This window comes from Enteroscipio rubneri, from assembly GCF_963929405.1.
GTDB classification, from domain to species: Bacteria; Actinomycetota; Coriobacteriia; order Coriobacteriales; family Eggerthellaceae; genus Enteroscipio; species Enteroscipio rubneri.
On sequence record NZ_CAWVIN010000003.1, the window covers coordinates 300,275 to 325,364 of the forward strand.

Consider the following 25,090-nt stretch of genomic DNA (forward strand, 5'->3'; position numbering starts at 1 on the left):
CGCCGCCCCCATGCGTTCGCCTCGATCCTCCCCGACGCGCAGTCGGGCGGGAAGAAAGCAAGTCCATGCGGTCTGACGTGCGGGTTTCGTTCGGATAATTCGTTCGCTCATTGTACTCTAATCGGCTAAAGAGCGCGCGCCCGTTCCGGCAACGGCGGGGATTTTCAACGAAAGCGACAAAAAGGGCCCGCACGCGCCGTCGATCCTGCCGGACACTCGATTCTGCCTTCGGCGAAACGCTGATGAAGGAACGCAGGAAACGTGTTTGGATGCGCCTTCCGGATCGAGCTTTCTCCGTTTTTCGAAAGGCGTCGCATTTTACAGCAGCACGTCGTCCACCTTCTCGTAGGTGCCGATACGGTAGCTTTCCACGGCGTTGCCCTTCACAACGTAGAAGGTATCGTCGATAAAGACCCCGCGCGTGCCCACCCAGGTGCCGCCGTTAACCTCCTCGGCCATGATCTGGTCGAGCCCTTCCCTGTCGTCGTAGTCGAACACGTAGTACGTCTCGCGGTCGGCATATCCCGAGAAGCCGATGATGTTGCGCTCGACGCTGACGAGCGCCGCGCGGTAGTCGGAGAAAACATCGGAGCCGTACGCGCCCTCGATGACGAACGTGTCGGCCTCCTGCACGTCCGCCGGGTCGGACACGTCGAACATTGTCACCTTCATCCCGTTCGTGACACCGCTCTCCTCATCCACGTCCATGCCGATGCCCAGCAGTCGGCCCTCACCGTACGGATGCAGGTACTCCGAGAAGCCTGGGATCTTTAAGCTGCCGATGATCTGCGGATTCGCCGGATCGCTCAGATCCACCGTGTACAGCGGGTCGGTTTCGCGGAACGTGACGAAGTACGCGGTGTCACCAAAGAAGCGCGCCGAGTATACGCGCTCGTCCTCCGCGAGGCCCGTGATGGAACCGACCTCCTCGAGGTTCTCGTCCAGCACGTGCACCTCGTTGGTCGAGGTGGTCTGCGCGCCTTCCGCATCCCAGCTGCTCAGCGTGGTGACGAGGCGCAGCATGCCCTCGTGCTCGTCGATGCTGAAGCTGTCGTTCAAGGTGCCGCTCACTTTCGCCTGCGCCACACCCTCCAGCTTCCCATCATGGTAGGCGATCTTGCGCACCGTGATACGGCCCTGATCGTCCGCCTCGCCGGATCGCGCAAGCGGCATGAACGACCGCGCGTTCTCGTACACGTAGATGTTCCCCGCACTCACGTACTGGGAATTCGAATCCGAGAGTACCGCCTTCTGGTCGACCGTCTGCGTGGGATCGTCCACGTTGATCGAGGCGATGACCAAGTACTGGTTTGCGCTGGCGAGGGGAGGCAGGTAGATGTCCTGGCAGGCAACCGCCTGGCCGGCCACGCGGGGGATGAAGGGCTCGATGTCGTCTTCTTCCAAAGCGTAGGGCACGGCGTAGGTGCTGAACAGGTACAGATAGCCGTCCACGAGCCGCGAGGATTGGTACCAGCCGCTCTGCGACACCGAGCCGAGGGATTTCGGGTTGCGCGCGTCCGTCACGTCGAACGTTTCGAGCCGCATCTCGGAACCGCCGTAGACCTCCGTCCCGTCTTCGTCGGTCCTGACGAGCGAGACGTTGGCAAGCACGAACGCCTTGCCGTCGCGCACGTAGAACTCGGCGATCTGGCCTTGATCGCTCGCGACGATGCTGCCCACCTTGCGCATGGCGTCATCCGTCGCGTCGACCACCGCGATCTCGGTCGCGCTGTCCTGCAGGATGAAGAGGTGCTCGCCATCCGTCTTGACGATATCGGCCTCGTCGACGCCCTCGGTGCGCACGTTCGTGTCGGAGTGGTCGGCGGTCGGCACAGCGGACGCGGTCGAGCCGCTTCGCGCGGATTGCGCACTCGACCCAGCGGCATCGGCGGATTCCGGCACCGCCATATCCTTGGCAGCGGGTGCTTCGTCGAACACGATAGCGCCCCCGTTGGATGCAGAAAGACACTCCTGCTCGGCTGCGTACGTCTCGAAGCAATGCCTCACCTGGTCATAGCTCTCCGCTGCGGTTATGCGGCTGTCGATCGGCGTGTCGGGATCGGCTGTCGGCGCTTCCGAGTCATCGTCCGCCGCTCCGAGGCCAGCCGAAGCAGCGTTTTCGCCCGCGCCGTTCGAGGGTGGAAGCGCGCGACCGGCGACCAGTCCCGCTCCCGCAAGCAGCACGAAGCAGGCGGCGATGCCCCACGGAAGCGCGCACCTGCGCCAGCCGGACGATGCGCGGCGCGCGGCGGTGGAAGGCGAATGCTCCTGAGCTTGCACGCGCTCGTGCACCTGCACGCGCTCTTCTGCCTGCGCGGCTTCCAGCAGCTCCTCGATCGCCTGTGGTCGCAAAGCCTCCGGCACGGCGATGTCGCGCGTCGCCTCGTCGATCGCTTTCATGATCTCGTCTTCGCTCCGCGTCATTGCGCCACTTCCTTCAATTCCGCGGCCATCTTCTCCAAAGCGCGCTTGCGCTTCGAGCGCACCGTGTTGGCGTTCAGCTCGAGCACGCTGCCTATTTCCGCGCTCGTGTACCCACCGAACACCGAAAGCGACACGATGAGCCGCTCCTCCTCGCTCACGGCGGCGAACGCCGCGCGCACGTCTTCCCGCAGATCGCCAGCGCTGTCGTCCGACAGCGGTCTTCCGTCGAACGCAGCCGAGGGCTCCCGCGTGCGCGCCGCGGCGAAGTCGGCCACCGGCTCCACGCGCGCGGCCCCTTTCAGCCTCTTGCGGCACACGTTGGCCAGGATGGCGAACATCCACAACTTGAACGCCTCGTCGCTCCTGAGCTGGTGGCGCTGCCGGAATCCGGCGAGGACCGCCTCGCTCACCGCGTCCTCCGCGTCGTGGGCCCGCCCCATCATGCAAAGCGCGAATCGATACAGGTCGTGGTAGACCGCGCCGTAGCGACTCGCGAACGTTCGCGCATCCATGATTAGCCGCGCCCCTCTCCAAGACGTCTTTGCTATAAGAGTACGCGAACGACGTGTATGTTGCATCGATTTTCGCAAACCGCCGAAAAAGCTTCCAAGGTCCTTTCCGAAAACCTTTCCGAGGTCCCTCCTAATACGACCTCTCGCGCCTCGACGACGTCGCCGACGTGCTTGGCATAAACCCGCAGCTTGACGAGCGCTTCATCGAAGCCGTCCAGCGCCAAACCGCCAAGCAGGTAGAAACCGTGAACGACCTGGCTTTCGAACGCCGGATATTTATCCCAGGACGATAAGCGATCGTAGTTAAGCGCCAGCGCCCATACCACCGCCACGCATGCCGTGTCGGACGTCGCCGCCCTGGCCGGCGGCCATAGGATCGCCACCCATGCCAAGGCCGCCCATGCCTCCGGCAGCCGTCGTGGAGACGGCGATCTGGGTGGTCGTGCCGCCGCTCACGGAGCCGTCGTCGGTGTAGCCGTCGGCGTTCGCGCCATTCACCTGGCCGCCGATGACGAGCGAGTACATGCCGCTCTCTTCGAACGCGGGCGAGCTGGCCAGCACCATGCCGAACTGCTTGGTCGCCGTGAGGGAGGCTACCACCGTGCCGTCGGCATCCACCACGGCCACGCTCTGGCCGGCGTTGCCGCTTACGGTGGCGAACGCGAAGGGCTGCGTGCCACTCGTGAAGTTCTGCGCCATGCCGGTGGAACCCACCATGAGCACCGTGCCGCCGGTCACCGTGGCCGTGAGGTCGTAGTCGAACGCACCGTCGCCGCCGCTCAGGGGGCCGTTCACCAGCAGCATGCCGCCGGTGATCTCCACGCTGCCGTTGCTGTCGACGCTATCGCCCGCCGAATCGAGCACGATGGAGCCGCCGTTGATCTGGACGAGACAGTTCTCGTCTCCCATGGTGGGCGCGCCGGCCTCGGCGAACGCGTTGTCGGGCGCGCCGCCGTTCTGCTGCCGCTCGCCCATGGCGGGGTGATCGCCGCCGTCGGGTATCGCGCCGTCTTGGGGCATCGTGCTGCCATCCATAGCAGAAAGCTCGCCGTTGCCCTCGGGCGCGGCGTCGGACAGCGCGGCCGCATCGGTCGCTGTCGTCGTCGCGTCAGCCTCATCGCCCGTCAGGTCGGCCGCAGCCGCGTTCACGGCGTCATCGCTAGCAACGATGTGGGTTTCGCCGCCGTTCACGTAGATCTTCTCGGCCTCGTAGCCCTCGTAGCAGCCGGTCACGTCCACCGTACCGTCGTCGATGACGAGCTTCGTCTCGGCGTGGAACGCATGGTCACCGGCCTCGATGGCAAGCGAGCCGCCCGCAAGCAAGCCCTCAAGGTCGGAATGCAGCGCGTCGTCGGCAGCCGCGATGTCCAGCTCGCCGCCCGCGATGCGCAGGTACGTCTGCGCTTGGATGCCGTCGTCGCCGGCCTCGATGGCGAACGTGCCGCCGCCGATAGAGACGAAGCCGCGAGTGGCGTCTCCGTCGTTGTTCGACTTGATGCCATCGCCGCCCGCCGTGAGCGTGAAATTGCCGTCCGCGATCTTCACGCAATCGCGCCCGCGCAGCGCATCCTCCGCCGCGTCCACCACGTAGGTGCCGCCCGTGATGACCAAATCGTCCTTCGAGCAGATCGCATGCCGGTACGCGCTCGTCACCGTCAGCATGCCCGACCCGTTGATCGTGAGATCGTCACAGCTGAACAACGTGGCAGAGGGCTCGTCCGTACCGTCTTCGAGCACGTACTCCGCGCCGTCGGTGAGCGTGTTCGTCGTCCCGTCCGCCAACGTGACGAAGCACTTGTCCGCCTGCTTCACGTACACCGCCGGCCCATCCTCGTTATGGATGGCCGCGCCCGCCAGCACCACCTGCACCTTGTCGGTGTCCGCAGCGTCCACCACCAGCTGGCCGTCGTCAAGTGTGCCAGATACGACGTACGTGCCCTCGGCCAAGATAGTCACCGTAGACCCCTCGGCCGACGCTCCGTCGCCATCGACCGCAGCCGACGACCCATCGAGCACGATGCGCGTGGCCGAAGCCTCGTCGTAGGAAGCATCCTTGTCGCGGTTCGAGTATTCCATATCGAGCGCCGCAGCATCGAATGCAGCCGCCACCTCCTCGAAAGTCGTCGCTTCAGTCGAAGAGGAAGACGAAGCAACAACATCCCCCGTCTCCCCCGACCCGTCAACCTCGGACCCCGCGCACCCAAGCGCCCCGGCAAGCACGATGCACAAAGCGACCATGGCAATGCCGCGACCCGCGGCGCGAGGCAACGCCCACCAAGCGAGTTTCCCCTTCGGGGACTTGCTTCGCTTCGCTTCGCGGCGCCGCGCACCTGCGCAGCGAGGACTGTTTGAGCGACTGGGCGTTGCCCCGCGGCGCCCACAGAAACCATTCAACAAAGTAGTTTTCATCCTACAGCACATCCTTACCAGCCGCCGCGCGCCCGAGCACGACCTTGAGGTTGCCGTTCAAGCGCCGCACCTCGTCGATCATCCGCTTCTCCATGCCGGGAGCTTTCATGTGTACCGCGTACTCGAGCAGAAACAGGCTGCCCATGTTGGTGGTCTGCACCTCCACCAACTCGTGCTCGTCAGTGTAGCGCGCCAGCACACCGTCGAACACGCCGTCGTACTCCAGGTCCTCGGGGATGGTGATCTTGAGCGTCTTCTCCGGCTCCTTCTGCTTGCCGAACGGCGTGAGCACATACACCACGTTCACCACCGCCACGATGACCGTGAACAGCACCGCGAGCACGATGAATCCCATGCCCGTCGCCAGGCCGATGGCCATGGCCAGAAACACGCTGCCGATATCCTTTGCGCTGCCGGGAATACTGCGGAAACGCACGAGGTTAAACACGCCCATCACCGCGATGCCCGCGCCTAAGTTGCCGTTCACGAGCGTGATGACCATCTGCACGATGAGCGGCAAAAGCGCCAGCGTCACTACGAAGTTCTTCGAGTAGGTGTGGCGGAACATGTAGATGGCCGCCACGGCCGCGCCCAGCACGATGGACGACAGGCAGCATACAAGGAAATCGATGGTCGACACGCTCGCAACGAGCGATTCGGCCGTTCCGAAAACGGAGTTCAACGCCGTATCAAGCACAGCAGCCTCCCTTCTTCGCCGAAGTCGTTGCTCGAAAGCGGCGCGGACGGCCAGCGAGCAAAGTCACCGCAAGGCAGCCGGCCTTCTGGTCGGCGACTGCGTGCGCATGCGCTGCCCGTGCGTCCACGCGCGCAGTCGCAGAAACTTCTGCTGCCGGCTGCGCGATCGCCGACGCGACGGCCGGAGCGCTCATGCATGCGCGGTACGCCGCGCCGTACTTGGAGAACGACGTTGGGTAGGCGCGGCACGCATCGAGCGCGGCCACGAGCCACAGCGGGAAGGAGCCCGAGGCCTTGATCTCCATGACGGACTCGTCGGCGCGGAGAAGAGCTGAAAGCGCACGCGCGGATCCGCTGGTGGGAACCGCAGGCGCTGCAAACAAATCGCGGTAGGCGACGCACTCGTCGAACGTGATGCGCAGGTCGGACGGCACATCGGCAGGCGGCTGGCCCGAGAGCGCGTCGAGCACGGGCACGTAGGCCACACGCTCGCACCGGATGAGCATGGACGGCACAAGCGGCGCATGCCAAGTCATAAACCGGTCGATCTCGGCCGCAATCTGCAGGCTGCGCGGCGCGCACGACTCGGCCGCAGCCATCGGGTCGACCAGCGGGAAGCGCGCGCAGGCCTCCTCGTAGGGCACGCCTCCCAAATACGCACGAGCCGCCGCGTACGAGCATCCCACGCGGCGCTTGTACACGATGCCCTTGAACTTCTTCTTGATCTCGATGAACACGAGGCCGTCGCCCGTGGGCGCGCCGTAGCTGCGCAGCCGCAGCTTCTCCTTGTACAGCGGCTTGTCGAGCGAGCGCTCGATGAGGGCGCGCTCGGGCGTGTCCAGGTAGAGGCTGCGCACACTCGTGCGGCCGTACTCATCGGGCGCAAGACGTCCCGCCAGCGCGCGGCGCATCTCCTCGGCCTGGCGGGCGCTCAGGCGGTACTTGACTTCCTTCCGCTCGAACACGTCGGTGAATGTTGCCATATCGGGTTCCTTTCCTTCCAGCATGACGGCCATCCTAGCCGCCGACGCTGAAAAAACCCTGAAAGGGGATGCCGCCATGGGCTCGACATGCCGGTTCTTTCAGGGAGATTTCAGCATCGGCGATACAATAGGAGGCGACGCAGCGCGAGGAAGGCGGGCCCAACATGCAGACTCTCATCGTCGAGGACGACGTGCGGCTGGCGCGGGCGCTCGCGCACATTCTGGAGGAGAACGGCTACGGCGCCGACGTCGTACACGACGGCGCCACCGGGCTGGCCTGGGCTGAAAGCGGGATGTACGACGTGATCATCCTGGACGTGATGCTGCCGAAAATGGACGGGTTCGCCGTAGTGGCCGACCTGCGTCGCGAGAACGTGAGCACGCCAGTGCTGCTGCTCACCGCGCGCGACGCCGTGCCCGACAAGATAACCGGCCTCGACAGCGGCGCGGACGACTACATGACCAAGCCCTTCTCGCCTGCCGAGCTCTTGGCCCACCTGCGCGCGCTCACGCGCCGTCAGGGCGAGGTGCTGTTCGAGAAGCTGGCCGCCGGCGACCTCGAGCTCAACCTGGAAAGCCACGACCTCTCGCGCGGCGGGAAGTCCATCCACCTGAGCTACAAGGAGTACTGCCTGGCGAAGGTACTCATGACCAACGCCGGCCAGGTGGTGTCGAAAGACCTGATCATCGCCAAAGTGTGGGGCATCGAATCGAGCGCCGAGGACAATAACGTGGAGGCCTACGTGTCGTTTCTGCGCAAGAAGATGAAGTTCCTCGGTTCCACGGCGCGCATCGAGACGCTGCGCAAAGCCGGCTACCGCTTCGCCGCCGGCGCGGAGGAGAGCGTGCCATGCTGAGGAAGCTGCGCCTCAAATTCGTCGCGCTCAACATGGTCACCGTGACCGTGGTGCTGGCCGTGGTGTTCACCGCCATCTGCGTCATCGACTACCAGCAGAGCGTCGCGCGCGTGCAGGAGGCGCTCGACGCGGCCGTGGTGCACGCGGGCGAGGCGGCGAACGGGCCGTTCGGCGGCGTGGATCCGCTGGCCGGACAGGCGCCGTCCGACACGGCGCCCGAAGGCGCGACCCCGCCCGAGATCGGCGGCAAGCGCGGCGGGTCGAACCCGACCATCCCCGTGGCCGTGTTCTTGGCGGGCGAGGACGGTGCGCTCGAAGCCGTGCAGGCGCGCACGACGGCCTCGCTCGCCAATGACGTGCTGGCCCAGGCCGCCGCGCAGCTAGCTGACGCGCCCGGCGGATTCGGCAGCCTGGACGGGCTGGGGCTCTTCTACGAGAAGCGCGTCGCGGGCGGGGCCGCCTACCTCGCGTTCGCTGACATGAGCGCAGCCAACGGCTGGCAGGCGCTCGCCCTCACGCTGGCGGGCGTGGGCGTGGCGGCGCTAGCGGCGTTCCTGGTGATCAGCGTGTTCTTCTCGCGCTGGGCGCTGCGGCCGGTAGAGGACGCATGGACGCGGCAGCGCCGGTTCGTGGCCGACGCGTCGCACGATCTGAAGACGCCGCTCACGGTGATCCTGGCGAACACGTCCATCCTGATGGAGCACCCCGAACGCAGCGTGGCCAGCCAGAGCCAGTGGGTGGAGAGCACGCAGCACGAGGCCGAGCAGATGCAGGGCCTGGTGGGCGACCTACTGCTGCTCGCGCAGGCGGACGAGAGCGCGTCGAAGCCCTCGATGGAGCGGCTCGATCTGGCCGACCTCGTGGAGGGCGAGCTGTTGCAGTTCGAGTCCGTGGCGTTCGAACGCGGGGTGGAGCTTCGCTCCCAGCTTGAGCCAAGCGTAGAGATACGCGGCAACGTGAACCGCCTGCGCAAGCTCGCGGGCACGCTGCTGGACAACGCCTGCAAGTACGCCGACGAGGGAGGCCAAGTGAACGTCGAGCTGCGCCGGAGCCCGCGGCGTGTGGAGCTTGCGGTGCGCAACACCGGCTTCGCCATCGCGCCCGAGGACCTGCCGCACGTCTTCGATCGCTTCTACCGCGGCGACAAGGCCCGTACGCGCGACGAGGGCGGCTACGGATTGGGCCTGGCCATCGCCCGCGCCATCGCTGAGGAGCACGGCGGAACCCTCTCCGCCGCCAGCGACGAGGCCAGCGGCACCACCTTCACCCTCGCGCTGCCGGTCTGCGAGTAACGGACGCTCGCGAAGTCCTCTATAATGGGGCTTCGTCCGAATCCGTTCGAACTCGCTGAGGAGAGAGAATCCTACACATGGCGCTTCACTCATGGCTGACGCGACCGCAACGGCGGCTGGGCCCACTGGGCCTCATCGCGCTGCTCGTCATTACCTCGCTGGTCACTCCCCTGTCGCTGGACATGTACACGCCGGCCGTGCCGCACATGACCGAGCACTTCGACACGTCCGAGGCGATGGTGAACCTCACGCTCGTGGGATACTTTCTGTTCTTCGCCGTGGGGCTGCTGGCGTTCGGTCCCGCAAGCGACCGATACGGCCGCAAGCCCGTGCTGGTGACCGGCATTCTAACGTATGCTCTGGCCAGCGCCTTGTGCGCAGTGTCGAGCAGCATCGGCATGCTCATCGCCATGCGCGTGCTGCAGGCACTGGGCGCGGGCGCGGTGAGCGCAGTGTCCACCGCCGTGGTGAAAGACGCGGTGGTGCCCGAACGGCGCGAGGCGCTGCTGTCCATCGTGCAGGTGATGTTCGTGGTGGGGCCGGTGCTCGCACCGGTAGCGGGCGCGCTTATCCTGCAGGTGGCCGACTGGCGCATGACGTTCTGGGTGCTCGCAGCCATCGGACTGGGATGCGCGGCGCTGGCGCTGCTGTTCGAGGAGACACTGCCCGTCGGAGAGCGCTACGAGGGCACGGTGCTCGGCAGCGTGAAGCAGCTCGGCGTCGTGGCGCGCAACAAAGGGTTCTCGACGTTTCTGGCCATCGTCGGGTCGTTCAATCTGCCGTTCATGGCCTACATCGCCGTAGGATCGTACGTGTACATCGCGTTCTTCGGACTGACCGAGCTCGAGTACAGCCTGTACTTCGCATTCGCCGCACTGCTCACGGCGGCGGGACCGTTCGTATGGCTCGTCGCTTCGCACTTCGTATCGGCGCGACGGTTCACCAGCATCGTACTGGGCGTCGCGCTGGCGTCGGGCGCGGCCATGCTGGCCGTAGGCCAGGCGGGGCCGACGCTGTTCTGCCTCGTATTCCTCGTATTCGCGCTGTGCGAAGCAGCCATCCGACCCTACAGCACGAACATTCTGCTCTCTCAGCAGGAAGGCGACACCGGGGCCGCCTCGTCGCTCATCAACTTCGCCCACACGGCCATCGGCTGCCTGGGGATGCTGGTCGCCGTACTCCCGTGGCCGAACTACGTGGTAGGGGTGGGGGTCATCATCGCTGCGTCGATGGCCGCCGCGCTGGCGGGATGGGTCGCGCTCCTGCGATCGAGCATCCCACTCGTCGGAGTCAAAGACGCATGCGCCGCAAAGAACGCGCGATTCGGCGATGACGGCGCGCTCGAAGGACGCTAACGCTCGCCCGCGCAGCTGCTCCTGCTAGCATCCGCACGTGGCGGCTGGCAAGCCGCCGGAACCTCAGACGTAGAACAGCATGTTGTTGTACGAGGGCACCGGCCAATGATTGCGATCGGTGATGATCTCCATGGCATCCACCGCGGCGCGCAGGCCCTCCATGATGGGGAGAAGCTCGTGGGCGTTGTATTTCGCCTTGGCCAACTCGTCTTCAAGCGCTTCGACCGTGGCGCACGCATCGTCAAGTGCCTTCAGCTGCACGTTGATCTCCTTGATACCGCCCAACAGATCGGCGAGCAGCTCCTCCTGCGCGCCCGTCTCAGCACCGACGACGGCCTCCTTGAACGCGACCACGCTCGCGGCGACCTCAGAAGCATAGCGGTTGATGGCGGGCAGGTAGGTGCGCCGCGCCATCCGCTTCATCACGCGGGCCTCGATGTTGATGAGCTTGTTGTACTTCTCCAGCTTAACCTCGTAGCGGCTGTGGACCTCCGTCTCGGAGAGGATGTCGAATTCAGCGAACAGGTCGATGCTCTTCTGCTCGATGAAGCACGGCAGCGCATCGGCTGTGGTCTTGTGGTTTGCCAAGCCGCGCCGCTGCGCTTCGACGGGCCACTCCTCGGAGTATCCGTTGCCGTTGAATACGATGCGCTGGTGGTCCGAAAGCGTCTTCTTGATGTAGGCTATGGCCTTGGCTTCGAATTCCTCGCCCGAGGAACCATCCATCGCGTCGGCGAACTCTTTCAGGCTCTTCGCCACGGCCGTGTTGAGGATCATATTGGCATCGGACAGGTTCACGTGAGAACCGGGCATGCGAAACTCGAATTTGTTTCCGGTGAAGGCAAAGGGCGAGGTGCGGTTGCGATCGGTGTTGTCCTTGAGGAAGTTCGGCAGCACGGCCACGCCCAGATCCAGAGCCACCCGCTCGGCATTCGTGTAGTCCGTACCCGTGATCAGGGCATCCACAATGGCGCCCAGCTCGTCACCCAGGAAGATAGAGATAATGGCCGGAGGCGCTTCGTTCGCTCCCAGGCGATGATCGTTGCCGGCGGAAGCAACCGACATGCGCAAGAGCTCCTGGTACTCGTCGACAGCCTGGATGACGGAGGTCAAAAACACGAGGAACCGGAGGTTGTCCATAGGGCTCTCGCCCGGATCGAGCAAGTTCTTCTTGCCGGCCGATATTGACCAGTTGTTATGCTTGCCCGATCCATTGATGCCCTCGAACGGCTTTTCGTGCAGTAGGCACACCAAGTTGTAATGCGACGCCAGAAGCTGCATCTTTTCCATCGTCAGCAGGTTCTCATCGATGGCACGGTTGGCATTCGCGAAGATAGGGGCCAGCTCGTGCTGGGCCGGCGCCACTTCGTTGTGCTTGGTGCGCGCAGGCACGCCGAGCGCCCACAGCTCGTCGTCGAGCTCCTTCATGAATTCATTGACCGTCGGACGGATGGCACCGAAGTAGTGCTCTTCGAGCTCCTGGCCCTTGCACGGTGCGTAGCCGAACAGCGTCCGGCCGGTGAGCACGAGATCTTCGCGCCGCTCGTACTCCTTCTCGGGGATGAGAAAGAACTCCTGCTCCGATCCGACCGTAGCGACCACGCGCTGGCGAGGCTCGCCGAACAGTGCGAGCACGCGATTCGTCTGCTCCTCGATGGCGTTCATAGATCGCAGAAGCGGGGTCTTTTTGTCCAGAGCTTCACCGGTGTAGCTGCAGAATGCCGTGGGAATGCACAGCACCTCGTCCTTGATGAACGCATAGGACGTGGGATCCCACGCCGTGTAGCCCCGCGCCTCGAAGGTAGCGCGTAGGCCGCCGGACGGGAAGCTGGACGCGTCGGGTTCGCCCTGGATGAGCTCCTTGCCCGAGAAACTCATGATGGCACGACCGTCGCCGGTAGGGTCGAGGAAGCCGTCGTGCTTTTCGGAGGTGACGCCGGAGAGCGGCTGGAACCAGTGCGTGAAGTGGGTCGCGCCTTTCTCGATAGCCCATTCCTTCATGGCATGCGCCACGACATTGGCAACTTCGATGTCGAGCGGCTTGCCTTCGGTGATGGTTTTGAGCAGGCTTTTATACGTCGCAGAAGGCAGGCGCTCCTGCATCGTGTGCTCGTTGAACACCATCGAGCCGTAGATATCCGAAACTTGCGCCATGGGTGTGCGCTCCTTATTCGTCGCTTTCAAGGCGTATCCTCCCCGCGTCGTACTAACCACCGCTGCGAACGGCACCGCACTACGATAGCACGACGTCGGGGCTGCTCGCATCGACATCGTACGGTTCTCAAACTAACCTCGAAATGTTTCAGGTTCTTTTCGGGACGCGAAAGAGCGCCGCGAATGTCGATCGCAGGCGGCGGAAGCTTTCAAGCACCCTCGCGCGCCAGGAGGCCCTCCACCAGCCGGTGCAACTCCTCCTTGCTATGGATGCCAAAGCTCACGCCGCGTCCCCTTATATCGGCAGCCGACGCGGGATCGACATCAACCTGATGCGTCACCACCCCTCCTGTCTGAACGCCTTCGCAGCCATAAGCGCATTCAGCGCGCCGCTCGGAGCGATGGCGTGCCCGAATCGGATGCCGATCGCTGACGCATGCGACGCGCCGACCAACGTGCCGACGGGCTCAAATCCGCACCTCCTCAAGCTCGCCCTCTTCTTCCATCCCGAGCGCGCGCTGCTCGGCGACGACAGCGGCGAATACGTCCTGCTGAGAGTGGATATCCATTTTGCGATAGATGTTGCGCACGTGGGTCTTCACCGTCTCCTTGGACAGCGTCAGCACCTCGCCGATATCCGCACGCGGCACATTGCGCGCGAGCAGAGCAAACACCTCCTGCTCGCGCGCGGTCAAGTCGTAGCGCCGGCAGACGAGCTCGCAACCCCGCTCGAAACTGTCAGGAAGCTCTTCGATATCGCCGGGCCGCACCATGCCCCAGCCCGTCTGCAAGTTCTTGCGGTCGCTCAAGATAAGCGACACCCCCAGCAAGACGAACACCATGACCGTCGCCAGATCGCGCGCTGTGTGGACCGTGATATCGAACGCATACACCACACCGCTTCCCACAAGCGCTCCGACCACTTGACCCAAAAGCAGAAAGCACGTCGTGATGGCAAACACCCAGTTCGCCGGTAGACCGCGCTGACTGATCAGGAACGTGCACAGCGCCCACATCATGATGTCGACGAAACGGTACCCCATGGTGTGGATGAACAGTCCGCCCAAAGCATCGGGGCTGACCACCGCCAGAATCAGGTAGCCCGCAGCCATAATGAAGAACCCAACCTGATAGATGAGCTGGTTGAAGTCCATGCGGAAAAACAGCGCACACACGAACAGCGCCACGGCCGAGAGCGCGAAGCTCGCGGCAGAAAGCGCCGCGACCGGCCCTGCAACCCCGCCCAGCAGCAGAACGGCCTGCGCGATGCCGAACGAAAGCCCTTGCGTAAACGATGTCACCAGAAACCGGCGCGGGATGTGCAGCGGCGCGTCCAGCCCGTGCGAGAGCATCGCGGGGGTAGCCGGCGCGTCCCGCACGAGCAGCCGCATGCACACGGGGGGCAGAACGATGGCCGCAAGCCACACCACGGCATCCGGCAGAAAGGTGATGAGCACGGTCAGAAGCGCTGCGAACACCGTTCCCACCACACCGTGCAGGATAGTTGTGCGAGGACCCAAATCGCCCAGGACCCGACCCCATTCCACATGCAAGCAGGCCGTGCCTGCGCCCATGAGCAGACCGCCGAAGCACGTGACGGCAGCGTTAACGGAAAAAACGGTAAGGGGCGAGTATGTCAGCATGCCGCACAAGCCGACGCCCATCGACATGGAGACCGGTATGCAGACGAGGTACCAGCGCCCCTGAGGGACGATCCCTTTCAGCTTAAGCAGAAATCCCAGCAGGAGGAACGTCAGCGCATAGGCCGAAAGCGGCACGACCCAACCAGGTAGAATGAAGTCGAGCTCGTCCAGGAACGTGGGGCTGAACAACGTCGTCTGGAACACGAGCCACACCCATGTCCAGAACAAGCCGAAGCCAGCCGACAGTCGGGGATGCAGGCGCATTTCGCGCAGAAACGACGCGAGCATCGCATGTCGCTCGTTCCAGCCGGTCACGGTTCCGCGCGCGTCGTGGTCGTACCCCGCTTCGGCAGCCGATCCAAACTTCGAGCCGTTCTCGTTGCGCATGACCAAAACGCCCCTCCCTGAGCATCCGCCAAGCATGCGGCTCATCCTATCACAGCGCGCCAAAATGCGCCGCTCTCGTTCCTACCCCTTCCGGGGGTAGATGTTCTCACCTGCGAATTTACCGCGTAGGGGGGATGGCGTGATGCTGTATAGCGGCGGTAAGGTGCGCTCGTACCCGGGATGCGACAGCAACCCGAACCGGCCCCGTCGATCGACGGGGTGGAACGGAGGCAGAACAAGGGAGGAAGGGAGCACCATGAAAGAGAATCGAGAACAGACTTCGAAGCAGGGCGTCTCACGCCGTCAGTTCCTGGTGGGCGCTGGCCTGGCAGGCCTCGGCGTAGCGGGAGCGGGCATTGCAGGATGCGCGCCGGCGAGCCAGTCGAGCGGGGATGCCGGCGCCGCTAGCGCAGGGACGGCCGACTCCGCATCGCTCGCCAACAACCCGCTTGGCGCAAACGCCGCAGTGAACTGGACGTTCCTGACACCGCCGGAGGACATCGCCGAAGACCAGATCAAAGGCACCGAAGACGTGGACGTGCTCGTAGTGGGCTGCGGCTTCGCCGGAGCCATCGCGTCGGTCACCGCAGCCGAGCAAGGCGCCAAGACGCTCTGCATAGACAAGCAGGACACCTGGTCGGGCCGCGGCGGCCACATTACGGCTTACGGCTCGAAGATCGTGAAGCAGTACGCGGGCGAGGGCTGGTTCCAGGAAGCCGACTACTCCCATGTGGTCCGCCGCCTCATCGAATGGGCGACCGTCCGCGTGAAGGAGCCGCTCATGTGGCAGTTCGCGAAGAAGTCCGGCGCCTGCATGGATTGGCTCGTGGACCTCGTGGCCGATTCCGGGTTGCACCCGACGCTTTGGGCCGGCTTCTACAAGGGCCCCGACTACACCGAGGAGCCTATCACGCACTTCTTCTACGATGACAGCACTGACTTCGTCTACCTCGACGGCGTGTCCACGGGACTCGGCATGGCCGTGCTCATCCCCGCAGTCATCGCCGAAGGCGAAAAGCTGGGCGTCGAGTACCGATACAGCACGCCGTGCGCTCGTCTTGTGCGCGACGGAGACGGCCCCGTGACAGGCGCCATCGTGGGCGAAGAGGGCAACTACACGAAGATCAACGCAAAATCCGTCATCATCGCCGCCGGCGACTACCTGGATGACGACGAGATGCGCAGCCGCTACCAGCCGTTCACCTGGCACGCCGACAGCCGCCTGTACATCCCCTTCGGCATCTCCACGGGCGACCTGCACAAACAGGCCCTGTGGGTGGGTGGCGCCATGCAGGAGTCCGAACCCCACTGCGCCACCATCCACCTGGAGTCAGGCGCGCAGAGCTACAACTTCCTACACGTGAACAAGAACGGCGAGCGCTTCATGAACGAGGACGTGAACACCCAGTCCAAGTCGTGCGTGAAGTCCTACCAGCCCGAGGGCAAGGCGTTCACCATCTACGATGCCAACTCGCTTGAGAAGTTCGCGCAGTCGTGCAACGACGGCATCTCCGGCGGCATCTCGTCCGACCAGCAGTACCGTCGCTACGGCGTGCCCTTCGATATGGAGGTGGAGCTGAAGCTGCGCGAAGCCAAGATCGAGCAAGGGCTGCTGTTCCAGGCCGACACACTTGACGAGCTGGCAGAGAAGGCGGGCATCGACGCCGAGGGCCTGAAAGCTACCGTGGCGCGCTACAACGAACTGGCCGCCAAGGGCAACGACGACGACTTCGGCAAGCGCCCAGAAATCCTGTGGCCCGTCGATACGCCTCCGTTCTTCGCCGGCCAGCTGGTGTCCACGCTGCTTGCGGCATCGGGCGGCCTGCGCCAGGACACCGCGTGCCACGTGCTCGACGAGGAGAACAACGCCATCGAGGGCCTGTACGTGTGCGGCGCCGCAGGCGGCGAGTACTTCTCTAATGACTACCCCACCATCTGCCCCGGTACGAACCACGGTCGCTGCCTGACCTTCGGACGCATCGCCGGCATCAACGCCGCCGGCGGCGATGCTGACAAGGAGATCCCCGACCTTGAGATCCCGAGTGGGAACATGCCCGAAGAAGACCGCATCAACACGGTGACGCCCTCGAAGCTGTAGGCCTCGAGGCTGCCCCGGAGCACCATTCCGACAGTGCGGGACTTCACCGCGGCATTCCCGCCGCGACCCGCCATGTGCAAGAGCCGCCTGGCCCCTCCCTCCCCGCCGGGCGGCTCTCCGCTATCCTCGTTCGGGAACGCGCTGCCAGAAAACAGGCCGGTTTGGCACGGATTCGGGTGAAGACAGGGCCTTTCGAGCCCAGATGTTCCGACAGCGCTGCAAAACCCCAGTCGGCACGTTCTCCATTTGAAATCTGTACCGGGCCGGCGTGCCAAACCGGCGCTTTTTCTGGCGCTCCGCATCGGCGCACTCCATCGTGCGATAGTGCCGAGCGCGAAATGCAGGTGCAAACGCGGCGAAGACACGAGGAGATGATATCGAATAGCTTGACGTGTCCGATATGCCGTTGCTGATCAGACGAACGACCACGGCGTCAAGGCGCCCAGCGCCGCAACGTCGGCCTTGCGCACGCTCCGCGCGAAGCCGACCGAAGGGTCGCATGCTCCCGTGCGCGCCCACTGCTCGACCAGGCTTGCGATACATCGCGCTACGGCCGGGTCGAACGTGCGGCGCGGCGGCCACCCCAGCGGAACGCTCGGAGTACCGCTGGCGAGCGCATCGACGAACAAGGTCTCGCATTCCCCTGCGCGCGCATCCCCCAGAACGACGATCGAAAGCGGCGGACGATCGTCGTCGAACAGGCCGCCGGGAAGCGCTATCACCGCACGCACGCATCCCGACGCGATAAGCTCGGCACGGACTGCGGGTTCGCAACCCCGTCCTTCATGCAGAAGCGCGTTCGCCGCAAGCAGCACTGCGTATCCGCCTGGCGCCCGGTGCGCATGGGCATGCTGTAGCCAAGCGAGATTCGCTTTATTCCGCGGAGGCACGCCGAAGGCCCAGCGCAGATCAGCCGGATCGGGAGCGGAAACGCACCACTCCCCCTGGTTCGGAGGCAGCACGGATGCAACCAGGTCGAACATCACACCTGAGAATCGATCGTCCGTAAGCGACGGCCCCGTCCGCACCGAGTCCTGCTCGAACGACCAGCCTTCGCACCGAGCAGCCAACGCGGATGCAAGCGCATCCGAAAACCGCTCAACCTGACCCGCGAGAGCAGCTTGCGGAAAACGTTCACGAATCGCCGCAAGCACGGAGCCATCACGCATGCAAGGATCGAATGCACGCGCCGCATTCGGCGCGAACGCACGGGCAACGTCGGCTAACAGATCGATTACCGTGCGAGGACACGGTGCATCGAGGTGACGCTCGGAAGTGAGCGAACCCTTGGAAACAAGCTCCGTCTGACATGCGAGCGCAAGCCATCTGACGAGCGCTCCCGTGCACGCAGCCGGAGCCAGCTCATCGAGTTCACGGATAATCCGCGTTCGCTCGTGCGCGTTCAACGCCGACGATGCACCGGTGAGCGCTTCGAGGAAGGCAAGCATCGGCTCTTCGGCGGCCAGCGCTTCAAGCTGAAGGTCCGCCGCAGCAGCAGGATCGCCCGCAGTAGCGATGCCCTTCCACCGGTCTCCCCGGTCGACCGAGCGCAAGAAGAGCAGCGGCAGAATCTCCCAAGCGGCATCGAAGGACGAACGGGGCGTACCAGCCGCATGAGCCATGTTTGAGCGCACTTCCTGCACGAGTCCGGACAGCAGCGCTTTCGCCGCCATATCGGTTCCGTTGTCGGTCCCGCACGTGCAACCGGTCGCAGAAAACGCAGAACCAATCGCCATGCGCGCATCCGCCCCAGCCGCGCATCCGCGTTTCCCCGACTCGACAGCGCACGCCTTCTGATCCGCATCGTCCGCCCACGCCCTCGACAACAGATTGGCTTCCACATCGTCGCTGCATTCCATCAACCTGCGCGCCGTGTCTTCAACCTGCTTTCGCATCCGAACGGCACGCGCCTCAAGCCGATCGATCTCCTTGATCGTCCGAACCGCCTCATCTTGGAACGCGCGCCGCTCTTCTTGCGGAACTGCACGCACCTCCAGCTCGCCAATACGCTCGAGCGACATCGCCAACGCGTCGACAGCACGCCCCGCCACCCGCAGGCGCGGCCGCACGCCCGCGGCGGCAAGCGCAAGCACAAGTGTCTCGAATCCTATCGACGTGCCATCGGCAACCGTCACGGCAGCGCAGTCTGCCAGCGGGTACGCGCTTCTCTCCATGCGCCGGCCGAGCACGTACTGCCCCGCCTGGCCGAGCACCAGACACGGCCCTGGCACACCCGCCTCGTCGGTCGAGCCCACGATTCCCTGCGATGACACCACCGCGACAGACCCTTCGCGAGCGCGAGCCGATGCGTCGAGCGGCCGACCTTCGTGCACCGTGCACGCCTCGTCGAGCCGGAACGTCTCCGACGAGGCTGCCGTCGCTTCGAGATAGCGTGCCGCCCCTTCGTCGAAGAGCCGTCGCGCCCGCTCCTCATCTTCGGCAACCGCCGCTTCACGTTCCTCCATGAACCGCACGAACGCGCGACGCACGGCGACGTCCGGCCAAGGCACGCGGATATGGCGGAGGCTGTTCTCGGACAGGCGAACCGTCTGCCCGCTCACGTCCGCGTGTGCGTGAGCGGGAATGCGCGACAGGATCAGCCGCAGGTACGCGATGTCCTCGTCACACTCGCAGGCTATCACGTGATACAGATCGGTTGCGGCGAACCTTCCGTGCGCCTCGACCACGCGCAGGCACCCATCGGGCGCCTCCACGTTGCACACCGATCCCAGCAGCAGATACGTACCATCGAAAGCATAATCGTCGAACGGAACGGTTCCCGTCTCCACGTACAGCGGATACGGGCCGCGCCTCAGCAGGCGCTGCACGCCGCGAACCGCGCCGCAGCGTTCGTCGAGCACGTCAGCCACTTCTTCGAGGCGCCTCGTCTCAATCGACATGGCATTCCTCCCTCTCTCTATACTCCTCCACCAGGTCGAACACCTGCTGCCTATTGTGCACTCCCAGCTTGCGATACAGGTTCTTGCAATGTGAGCGCACCGTGTTCTCCGAAACGAACAGGGTTTCCGACATGCGGGCGACGTCGCGCCCGCGTATGATGAGCTCGAGCACATCGGTCTCGCGGTTCGACAGCCCGTATGTCTTCTTCATCATGCGGCTGCACACCGGGACCATATCTTGCGCGACGATGACGTTGCGCACGAGCGGTCGGATAGGTGCCTGGGGATCCTCAACCGCCTCGGCGCCTCCGGCCGAACGCGTTTTTCCAGGCGTATCCATTCCCGTGCGATCCGATCTCGGACCCTCATCTGAAGGCGCGCCCGCGATCGGGTCGAACTCATGATCGGCCCGTCCTCCCCGCCGGAGGTTGACCACCACGCCGGCGAACGAGAGCACATACGTCGACAAAAGCGCGATGACGAGTATCTGCGACACATCGAAGGTCTGGCCGAGCGCGTCGCCCACTGCCCGGCCCACCAGCACCCCGCCGTACACGATGGCGGAGAACACGCCGAACGCGGCGATAGGATCAACCTGCCGAAGCTTCGCTATCTTGATGCACGTGAGCATCATGAAGATGGACACGACTGAGAAGGCCGCGTTCGCAAGGCCGGCGAACAGCACGCGATACCCCGCATCGAAGAAGGGCAGGAACAAGAACCCCGTCATGACGGCCAAAAACAGTGCCGTATACACCGCCGAAAACGACAGTCGTCCCCGCACCTTGTCCCACGCGATCGCCAAACTCGCTGCGGCCGCGAGCATCCCCAAGGCCAGCGTGGCGTTCAGTACCGTAGACGAGCCGCCCGCCTGCTGGGCGAACATGCGCGACACGCCGCCGACGTAGCCGATGGCGGCCGTGCACAGCATGTAGCGCCACGTGCTGCTTACGATATTCGCGAACGTTCCGGCACCGCTTTGACCGACGATGATGCCGCCGGAAGCTCGATCGAACACGTTCCCCCTGCAGTGTCGCAGAAAGAGCGCGTTCAGTACCACGAAGCAGAACAGCACGACCATATAGAGCCAGAGCCACGCAATGAAGGCCACGGCAAGGTAGAATACGGCCGAAAGTGCCGAACCGACGATGATCCTGGATGCAGCCGCATCGACATCCTGTTCGGCGAACAGGCGCTGCCACACGATGAACGACAGCGATGAGCCCGCTCCGATGAGGACCGCCGAAACCAGTATCAGCGCATCGTTGGGTACGTGCATCGCGGCAAACAGTCCCGCATACCCCGCGATCAAGCAGACCGTGGAATGGTATGTCGTATCGCGTTTGCATTGCGCAGGCAGATACAGGCATCCCAGCCCGAACACGACCAGAACGCCTATGTAGCCGATGGAGCGGGCAGTCTCGGCACCGCCCATGCCGCTGAACGAAAACGGCGACATGGAAGCAAGCCAGAGCAGCCCCCATGCGGAGGTCGAGCTCAAAACAAGGTATATCGCGAATCCGACGCTGTATGAATCGAAGACGCGAGCGCTTTGACCGGACATTGCGTCCTCCTCGATGCGAAACGCGCCGCTGGGCGGCGCGATCCCAGATTTCCCATATACACCATAACGTCTCGCACCCTGTCAAACGGGTGAAAACGGAGAAATTCACCTATGCCATGTGAGGTTCGCGCCCAGATTTTTTCTACACTGCGAACCAGTAGGAATGCATGCGTTCGAGCATGCGAAAGACCGAGGAGGGTTATATGGATAGCAAGAGCAAAGCGTTCGATCGTCGAAGCTTCCTCAAGGGAGCGGTGCTCGCGGGAGCCGGTACTGCGGCATTCGGATTGGCCGGATGCGCGCCGAGCGGAGAAAGCTCGTCGTCTGATGGTTCTTCGAGCGGCGCATCCTCTGCTTCTGCCGATGGGCACCTGACGGCGGACAGCATCAACAATGGCACGTGGGCGTTCGAAGTCGCACCCGAACCCGTGGCCGACAGCGAGATTGCGAACACCTACGAAGCCGACATCATCATTGTGGGCGCAGGCGTGTCGGGCCTCGCGTGCGCGGCCTCTGCGACCGAAGAGGGCGCCGAGGTAATACTCTTCGCGGCCAGCTCCCAGCCCGTTGCACGCGGCGGATCGAACCACGGCATCGGCACGAAGTTCCACGAGCGCCTGGGCATCACCGACTACACGAAGGACTCGATCGGCGGGTTCATCCGCCAGGAACTGGCGCGCAATGGATACCGCGTCGACCAGAAGAAGTGGTACAAGTGGATCAACAACTCCGCCTCAACCATGAACTGGCTCATCGATCTCATGGAAGCGAAGGGCTATACCACCACGATGGAGATCGGCTACACCGACACCGAAGGCGTGTTCTCCGCACATCCCGGATCGCATAACTGGGTGGAAACCGCCGACGGCAAAGAATCCGGCGCAGCCACTGGCGAGAACCTGGTCATCGCCATGTACGAGGAGAAGATCAAGGAGCAAGGCGGCGAGATTCACTACAACACCATCGGCCAGTACCTCGTCCGCGACGACGACGGAAAGGGCCGTGTGTCGGCCATCGTCGCAAAGGACCCTGATGGCAACTACGTGAAGTACGTCGGCCGCAAGGGCATCGTGCTGGCCACCGGCGACTTCTCCGCCAACCAGGACATGATGGCGAAGTACTGCTCATGGGTAGCCCCGCTTCTGCAGTACAACGAGGTGGACTACGACGCCATGTTCCAGTTCGGCGGCCTTGGACCGGGAGACGGCCAGAAGATGGGTCTGTGGGCAGGCGCTGCTTGGCAGCAGACGCTTCCCAACGCGCCTATGATCGACGCCGTGGGCCCCATGCCCTACCGCCAGTCCATCGCCGACTTCTCGGGCTTGCTGCTCAACAAAAAAGGACAGCGCTACTCAAACGAAGACGTCATCTTCTCGTATGGCACCTACGCCATGATGATGCAGCCCGATATGACCCGCTACGGCGTATGGGATGCCGCCTACGCAAACCACTTCGACTCCTGGGAGACCTTCGGCACCACTATCGTTGAGCATGAGGGTAAAGACGCCTACACGCCCGAGCAGTACCGGGCCCTGTGGGACGAGAACGTGGAGAAGGGGACGTTCGTTAGGGGCGACACGATCGAAGAAGTGTTGGCCCAGCTGGACGGCCTGGATGCCGAGCAGGCCAAGGCATCCGTCGATCGCTACAACGAGCTGTGCGCCGCCGGCAAGGACGAGGACTTCCACAAGGATGCTTCGCTCATGGCCCCCATCACGGAGGGTCCCTTCTACGGTTGCAAGCTCGAAATGAGTCCTGCGAATTTCCTGTGCGTCACGGGTGGATTGCGCACCAACGAGAACATGCAGGTGTGCGACGCCGAGGACAACCCCATCGAAGGCCTGTACAACCTCGGTATCATGGTGGGCGACAGCTACGCGAACTGCTACAACTTCGCCATCTGCGGCCACAACCTGGGCATGAACTGCAACACGTTTGCTTATCTGCTGGGCAAGGACTTGGCTGAAGCGTAGGCGAGAGCCTGCCGACCCGAGCCTGGCTGTTCCGGCAGGCTCGGGTCGAGCCTCCTCGGCAAGTCCGGACCCGGCTGCGACTCGTCCGTCAGAGCGGAGAGCGGGATGGCCGGGTCGAAGCCGGCTAACCAACTGCGGCGAGCCGACGCGTTTCCTAAAACAATACCGGCTTGCGTGCATCGTGCACTCGAGCGCGGGCCGCGCGCCCGCATTTCCCCCGAACGAGACCGGGGCCGATTTCCCTCCCTCCCCTGGCCCCGGCTCGTTTCACTTTCATTCAGGATCCTGCCCGCTGCAGAAACCAGTGCGCAGAATGCCCGTATCAGGCGCTCCCTCTGCAAGCCCAGCCTTGCGAGCTTGCGCTCGTGTTGCCAAAAAAGTGCCGGTTTGGCACAGATTTTGGCAGAATCGAGGCCTTCCAAGCCCAGCGCCTTCGGTAGTGAGGGCAAAACCCCAGGTGATCACTTCTCGACCTTGATCTCAACCGCAGTTGGCGTGCCAAACCGACGCTTTTTTGGCGCTCCGCATCGGTGCGCTTTAGCATGCTATAGCGTCGAAAATCGACTCGTGAATAACGGCTCAGCCTGGGCCATTGCAGGAACCGCCGACCACCGGACGTTTCAACGTGTAAAGTCGCCGGTCGTTCCAACGTGTAAAGGCCCACCTCCGAAGAGACGGGCCTTTACATTCGTGCAAGAGGCGCATGCGGAACGCCGAAACGCACCGCGAATGCGAATCCTAGCGCTTGCTGAACTGCGGGCGCTTGCGAGCCTTCTTCAAGCCGTACTTCTTGCGCTCCACCATACGAGAGTCGCGCGTGAGGTAGCCGGCCTTCTTGAGCTCGGCGCGGTAGTCGCCGGCATCGAGCAGGGCGCGGGAAATGCCGTGGCGCAGTGCCCCGGCCTGGCCCGAAATGCCGCCGCCGTTGATGCGGGCGATAACGTCGAAATGATCCATCGTATCCGTGACTTTGAACGGCGTCTTCGCGTAGTTCACGAGCGCGTCGCGACCGAAGTAGTCCTGCGCCTCGCGACCGTTGATAGTCATCTTACCGGTGCCGGGAACAAGGCGCACGCGAGCGACGGCGTTCTTGCGGCGGCCGGTGCCGTAGTACAAAGCTTCACCTGCCATTGGTTAACCCTCCATCTTGATCTCGCGGGGCTTCTGAGCCATGTGCGGATGCTCCGCGCCCGTATAAACCTTGAGCTTCTTGCCCATGGCGCGGCCGAGCGTGTTCTTCGGAAGCATGCCCTTCACGGCATGCTCGATGACGCGCTCAGGATGCTTGGCCATGGCCTCTTCGAAGGTTTCGGACTTGAGACCGCCGGGAAAACCGCTGTGGCGGAAGTATTCCTTCGAGCTGGCCTTCGTGCCCGTCACGCGGATCTTGTCCGCATTGATGATGATCACGAAATCGCCCGTGTCCACGTGCGGCGTGTACTGCGGCTTGTGCTTGCCCTTGAGGATATGAGCGGCCTTGGTGGCGACGCGGCCGAGCACTTGGTCCGTCGCATCGATCAAGACCCATTCGCGCTCAACTTCGTTGGGCTTCGCGTAATACGTCTTCACTGCTGTCCTCCATACATCTGTCCTGCCCCGCCATGCGGGGCGGGTCCCCGTCGCGAGTCGCGGCATTTCGCCCCACGGCTTGCAACGGCTGTTTGTTTTCAAAAGTGCAGGTCGATCGGATGCCGGGTTCCTACGCCGACGCGCGACTTCGGGCCTGGACTCCCTTGTCTGCGTTTCCGCCTTATCCTGCATGCACGGGGCTTTTGAAAGCGAACCTTTGCATTGTAAACAGCGGGGGCCCACGAAGTCAACGGGAAACATCCACGTTCTGACC

At 63.8% G+C, this 25,090-nt stretch carries 18 protein-coding genes; 5 read left to right on the forward strand and 13 right to left on the reverse strand.

The features are described from left to right. Positions 1–318: 318 nt before the first annotated feature. From ABGT83_RS08560 to ABGT83_RS08585, 6 genes are all read right to left on the reverse strand, one after another. Positions 319–2,424 carry a beta-propeller domain-containing protein gene (locus tag ABGT83_RS08560; RefSeq protein WP_346687019.1) on the reverse strand — a complete coding sequence of 702 codons (2,106 nt, stop codon included), beginning with the start codon at positions 2,422–2,424 and terminating at the stop codon, positions 319–321. Beyond that, positions 2,421–2,936 carry an RNA polymerase sigma factor gene (locus tag ABGT83_RS08565; protein WP_346687020.1) on the reverse strand — a complete coding sequence of 172 codons (516 nt, stop codon included), beginning with the start codon at positions 2,934–2,936 and terminating at the stop codon, positions 2,421–2,423. The genes ABGT83_RS08560 and ABGT83_RS08565 overlap by 4 nt, the downstream gene beginning before the upstream one ends. 32 nt (positions 2,937–2,968) lie before the next feature. Further along, positions 2,969–3,268 carry a hypothetical protein gene (locus ABGT83_RS08570; protein WP_187143278.1) on the reverse strand — a complete coding sequence of 100 codons (300 nt, stop codon included), beginning with the start codon at positions 3,266–3,268 and terminating at the stop codon, positions 2,969–2,971. Then, positions 3,240–5,174, reverse strand: a complete 1,935-nt coding sequence (locus ABGT83_RS08575) for a carbohydrate-binding domain-containing protein (RefSeq protein WP_346687022.1) — start codon at positions 5,172–5,174, stop codon at positions 3,240–3,242. The genes ABGT83_RS08570 and ABGT83_RS08575 overlap by 29 nt, the downstream gene beginning before the upstream one ends. Before the next feature lie 172 nt (positions 5,175–5,346). Further along, positions 5,347–6,042 (reverse strand): DUF4956 domain-containing protein, encoded by a 696-nt coding sequence (locus ABGT83_RS08580; RefSeq protein WP_103264763.1) that lies wholly within the window; start codon positions 6,040–6,042, stop codon positions 5,347–5,349. Continuing rightward, positions 6,035–7,024, reverse strand: coding sequence for a polyphosphate polymerase domain-containing protein (locus ABGT83_RS08585; protein ID WP_346687023.1), 990 nt, complete (start codon positions 7,022–7,024; stop codon positions 6,035–6,037). The genes ABGT83_RS08580 and ABGT83_RS08585 overlap by 8 nt, the downstream gene beginning before the upstream one ends. A 164-nt stretch (positions 7,025–7,188) precedes the next feature. On the opposite strand from ABGT83_RS08585, the gene ABGT83_RS08590 reads away from it, so the two are divergent. From ABGT83_RS08590 to ABGT83_RS08600, 3 genes are all read left to right on the forward strand, one after another. Then, positions 7,189–7,881 (forward strand): response regulator transcription factor, encoded by a 693-nt coding sequence (locus ABGT83_RS08590; protein WP_346687025.1) that lies wholly within the window; start codon positions 7,189–7,191, stop codon positions 7,879–7,881. Next, entirely contained in the window at positions 7,875–9,173 is a 1,299-nt protein-coding gene (locus ABGT83_RS08595) for a sensor histidine kinase (RefSeq protein ID WP_346687027.1), read from the forward strand. Before ABGT83_RS08590 ends, ABGT83_RS08595 begins: the two co-directional genes overlap by 7 nt. 77 nt (positions 9,174–9,250) lie before the next feature. After that, positions 9,251–10,528, forward strand: coding sequence for an MFS transporter (locus tag ABGT83_RS08600; protein ID WP_103264759.1), 1,278 nt, complete (start codon positions 9,251–9,253; stop codon positions 10,526–10,528). Positions 10,529–10,591: 63 nt separating this feature from the next. Here the strand turns inward: ABGT83_RS08600 and ABGT83_RS08605 are convergent, their stop codons facing one another. The 3 genes from ABGT83_RS08605 to ABGT83_RS08615 all read right to left on the reverse strand — a co-directional run bounded on the left by ABGT83_RS08605 (position 10,592) and on the right by ABGT83_RS08615 (position 14,712). Beyond that, entirely contained in the window at positions 10,592–12,682 is a 2,091-nt protein-coding gene (locus ABGT83_RS08605; RefSeq protein ID WP_103264758.1) for a glutamine synthetase III, read from the reverse strand. 209 nt (positions 12,683–12,891) lie between these two features. Next, entirely contained in the window at positions 12,892–13,023 is a 132-nt protein-coding gene (locus tag ABGT83_RS08610; RefSeq protein ID WP_346687029.1) for a hypothetical protein, read from the reverse strand. Positions 13,024–13,149: 126 nt separating this feature from the next. Then, positions 13,150–14,712 (reverse strand): helix-turn-helix transcriptional regulator, encoded by a 1,563-nt coding sequence (locus ABGT83_RS08615; protein WP_346687031.1) that lies wholly within the window; start codon positions 14,710–14,712, stop codon positions 13,150–13,152. A 256-nt stretch (positions 14,713–14,968) separates the two neighbouring features. Here ABGT83_RS08615 and ABGT83_RS08620 point away from each other — a divergent pair, with 256 nt between their 5' ends. Further along, a complete protein-coding gene (locus tag ABGT83_RS08620; RefSeq protein ID WP_346687033.1) occupies positions 14,969–16,810 on the forward strand; it encodes an FAD-dependent oxidoreductase in 1,842 nt (613 codons plus the stop codon). A gap of 413 nt (positions 16,811–17,223) precedes the next feature. Here ABGT83_RS08620 and ABGT83_RS08625 read toward each other — a convergent pair whose 3' ends face one another. Together ABGT83_RS08625 and ABGT83_RS08630 are read right to left on the reverse strand one after the other, a co-directional pair. Further along, entirely contained in the window at positions 17,224–19,710 is a 2,487-nt protein-coding gene (locus tag ABGT83_RS08625; protein ID WP_346687035.1) for an N-6 DNA methylase, read from the reverse strand. Further along, a complete protein-coding gene (locus ABGT83_RS08630; protein WP_346687037.1) occupies positions 19,700–21,274 on the reverse strand; it encodes a helix-turn-helix transcriptional regulator in 1,575 nt (524 codons plus the stop codon). The genes ABGT83_RS08625 and ABGT83_RS08630 overlap by 11 nt, the downstream gene beginning before the upstream one ends. 203 nt (positions 21,275–21,477) lie before the next feature. On the opposite strand from ABGT83_RS08630, the gene ABGT83_RS08635 reads away from it, so the two are divergent. Next, positions 21,478–23,247 carry an FAD-dependent oxidoreductase gene (locus tag ABGT83_RS08635; RefSeq protein ID WP_103264754.1) on the forward strand — a complete coding sequence of 590 codons (1,770 nt, stop codon included), beginning with the start codon at positions 21,478–21,480 and terminating at the stop codon, positions 23,245–23,247. Between the two features lie 738 nt (positions 23,248–23,985). Here the strand turns inward: ABGT83_RS08635 and rpsI are convergent. After that, the gene (rpsI, locus tag ABGT83_RS08640; protein ID WP_103264753.1) at positions 23,986–24,378 is read right to left on the reverse strand and encodes a 30S ribosomal protein S9; all 393 of its coding nucleotides are present in this window, start codon (positions 24,376–24,378) and stop codon (positions 23,986–23,988) included. Between the two features lie 3 nt (positions 24,379–24,381). Then, on the reverse strand, positions 24,382–24,816 hold the full coding sequence (gene rplM / locus ABGT83_RS08645) for a 50S ribosomal protein L13 (RefSeq protein ID WP_103264752.1): 435 nt from the start codon (positions 24,814–24,816) through the stop codon (positions 24,382–24,384). Between the last annotated feature and the right edge of the window lie 274 nt (positions 24,817–25,090).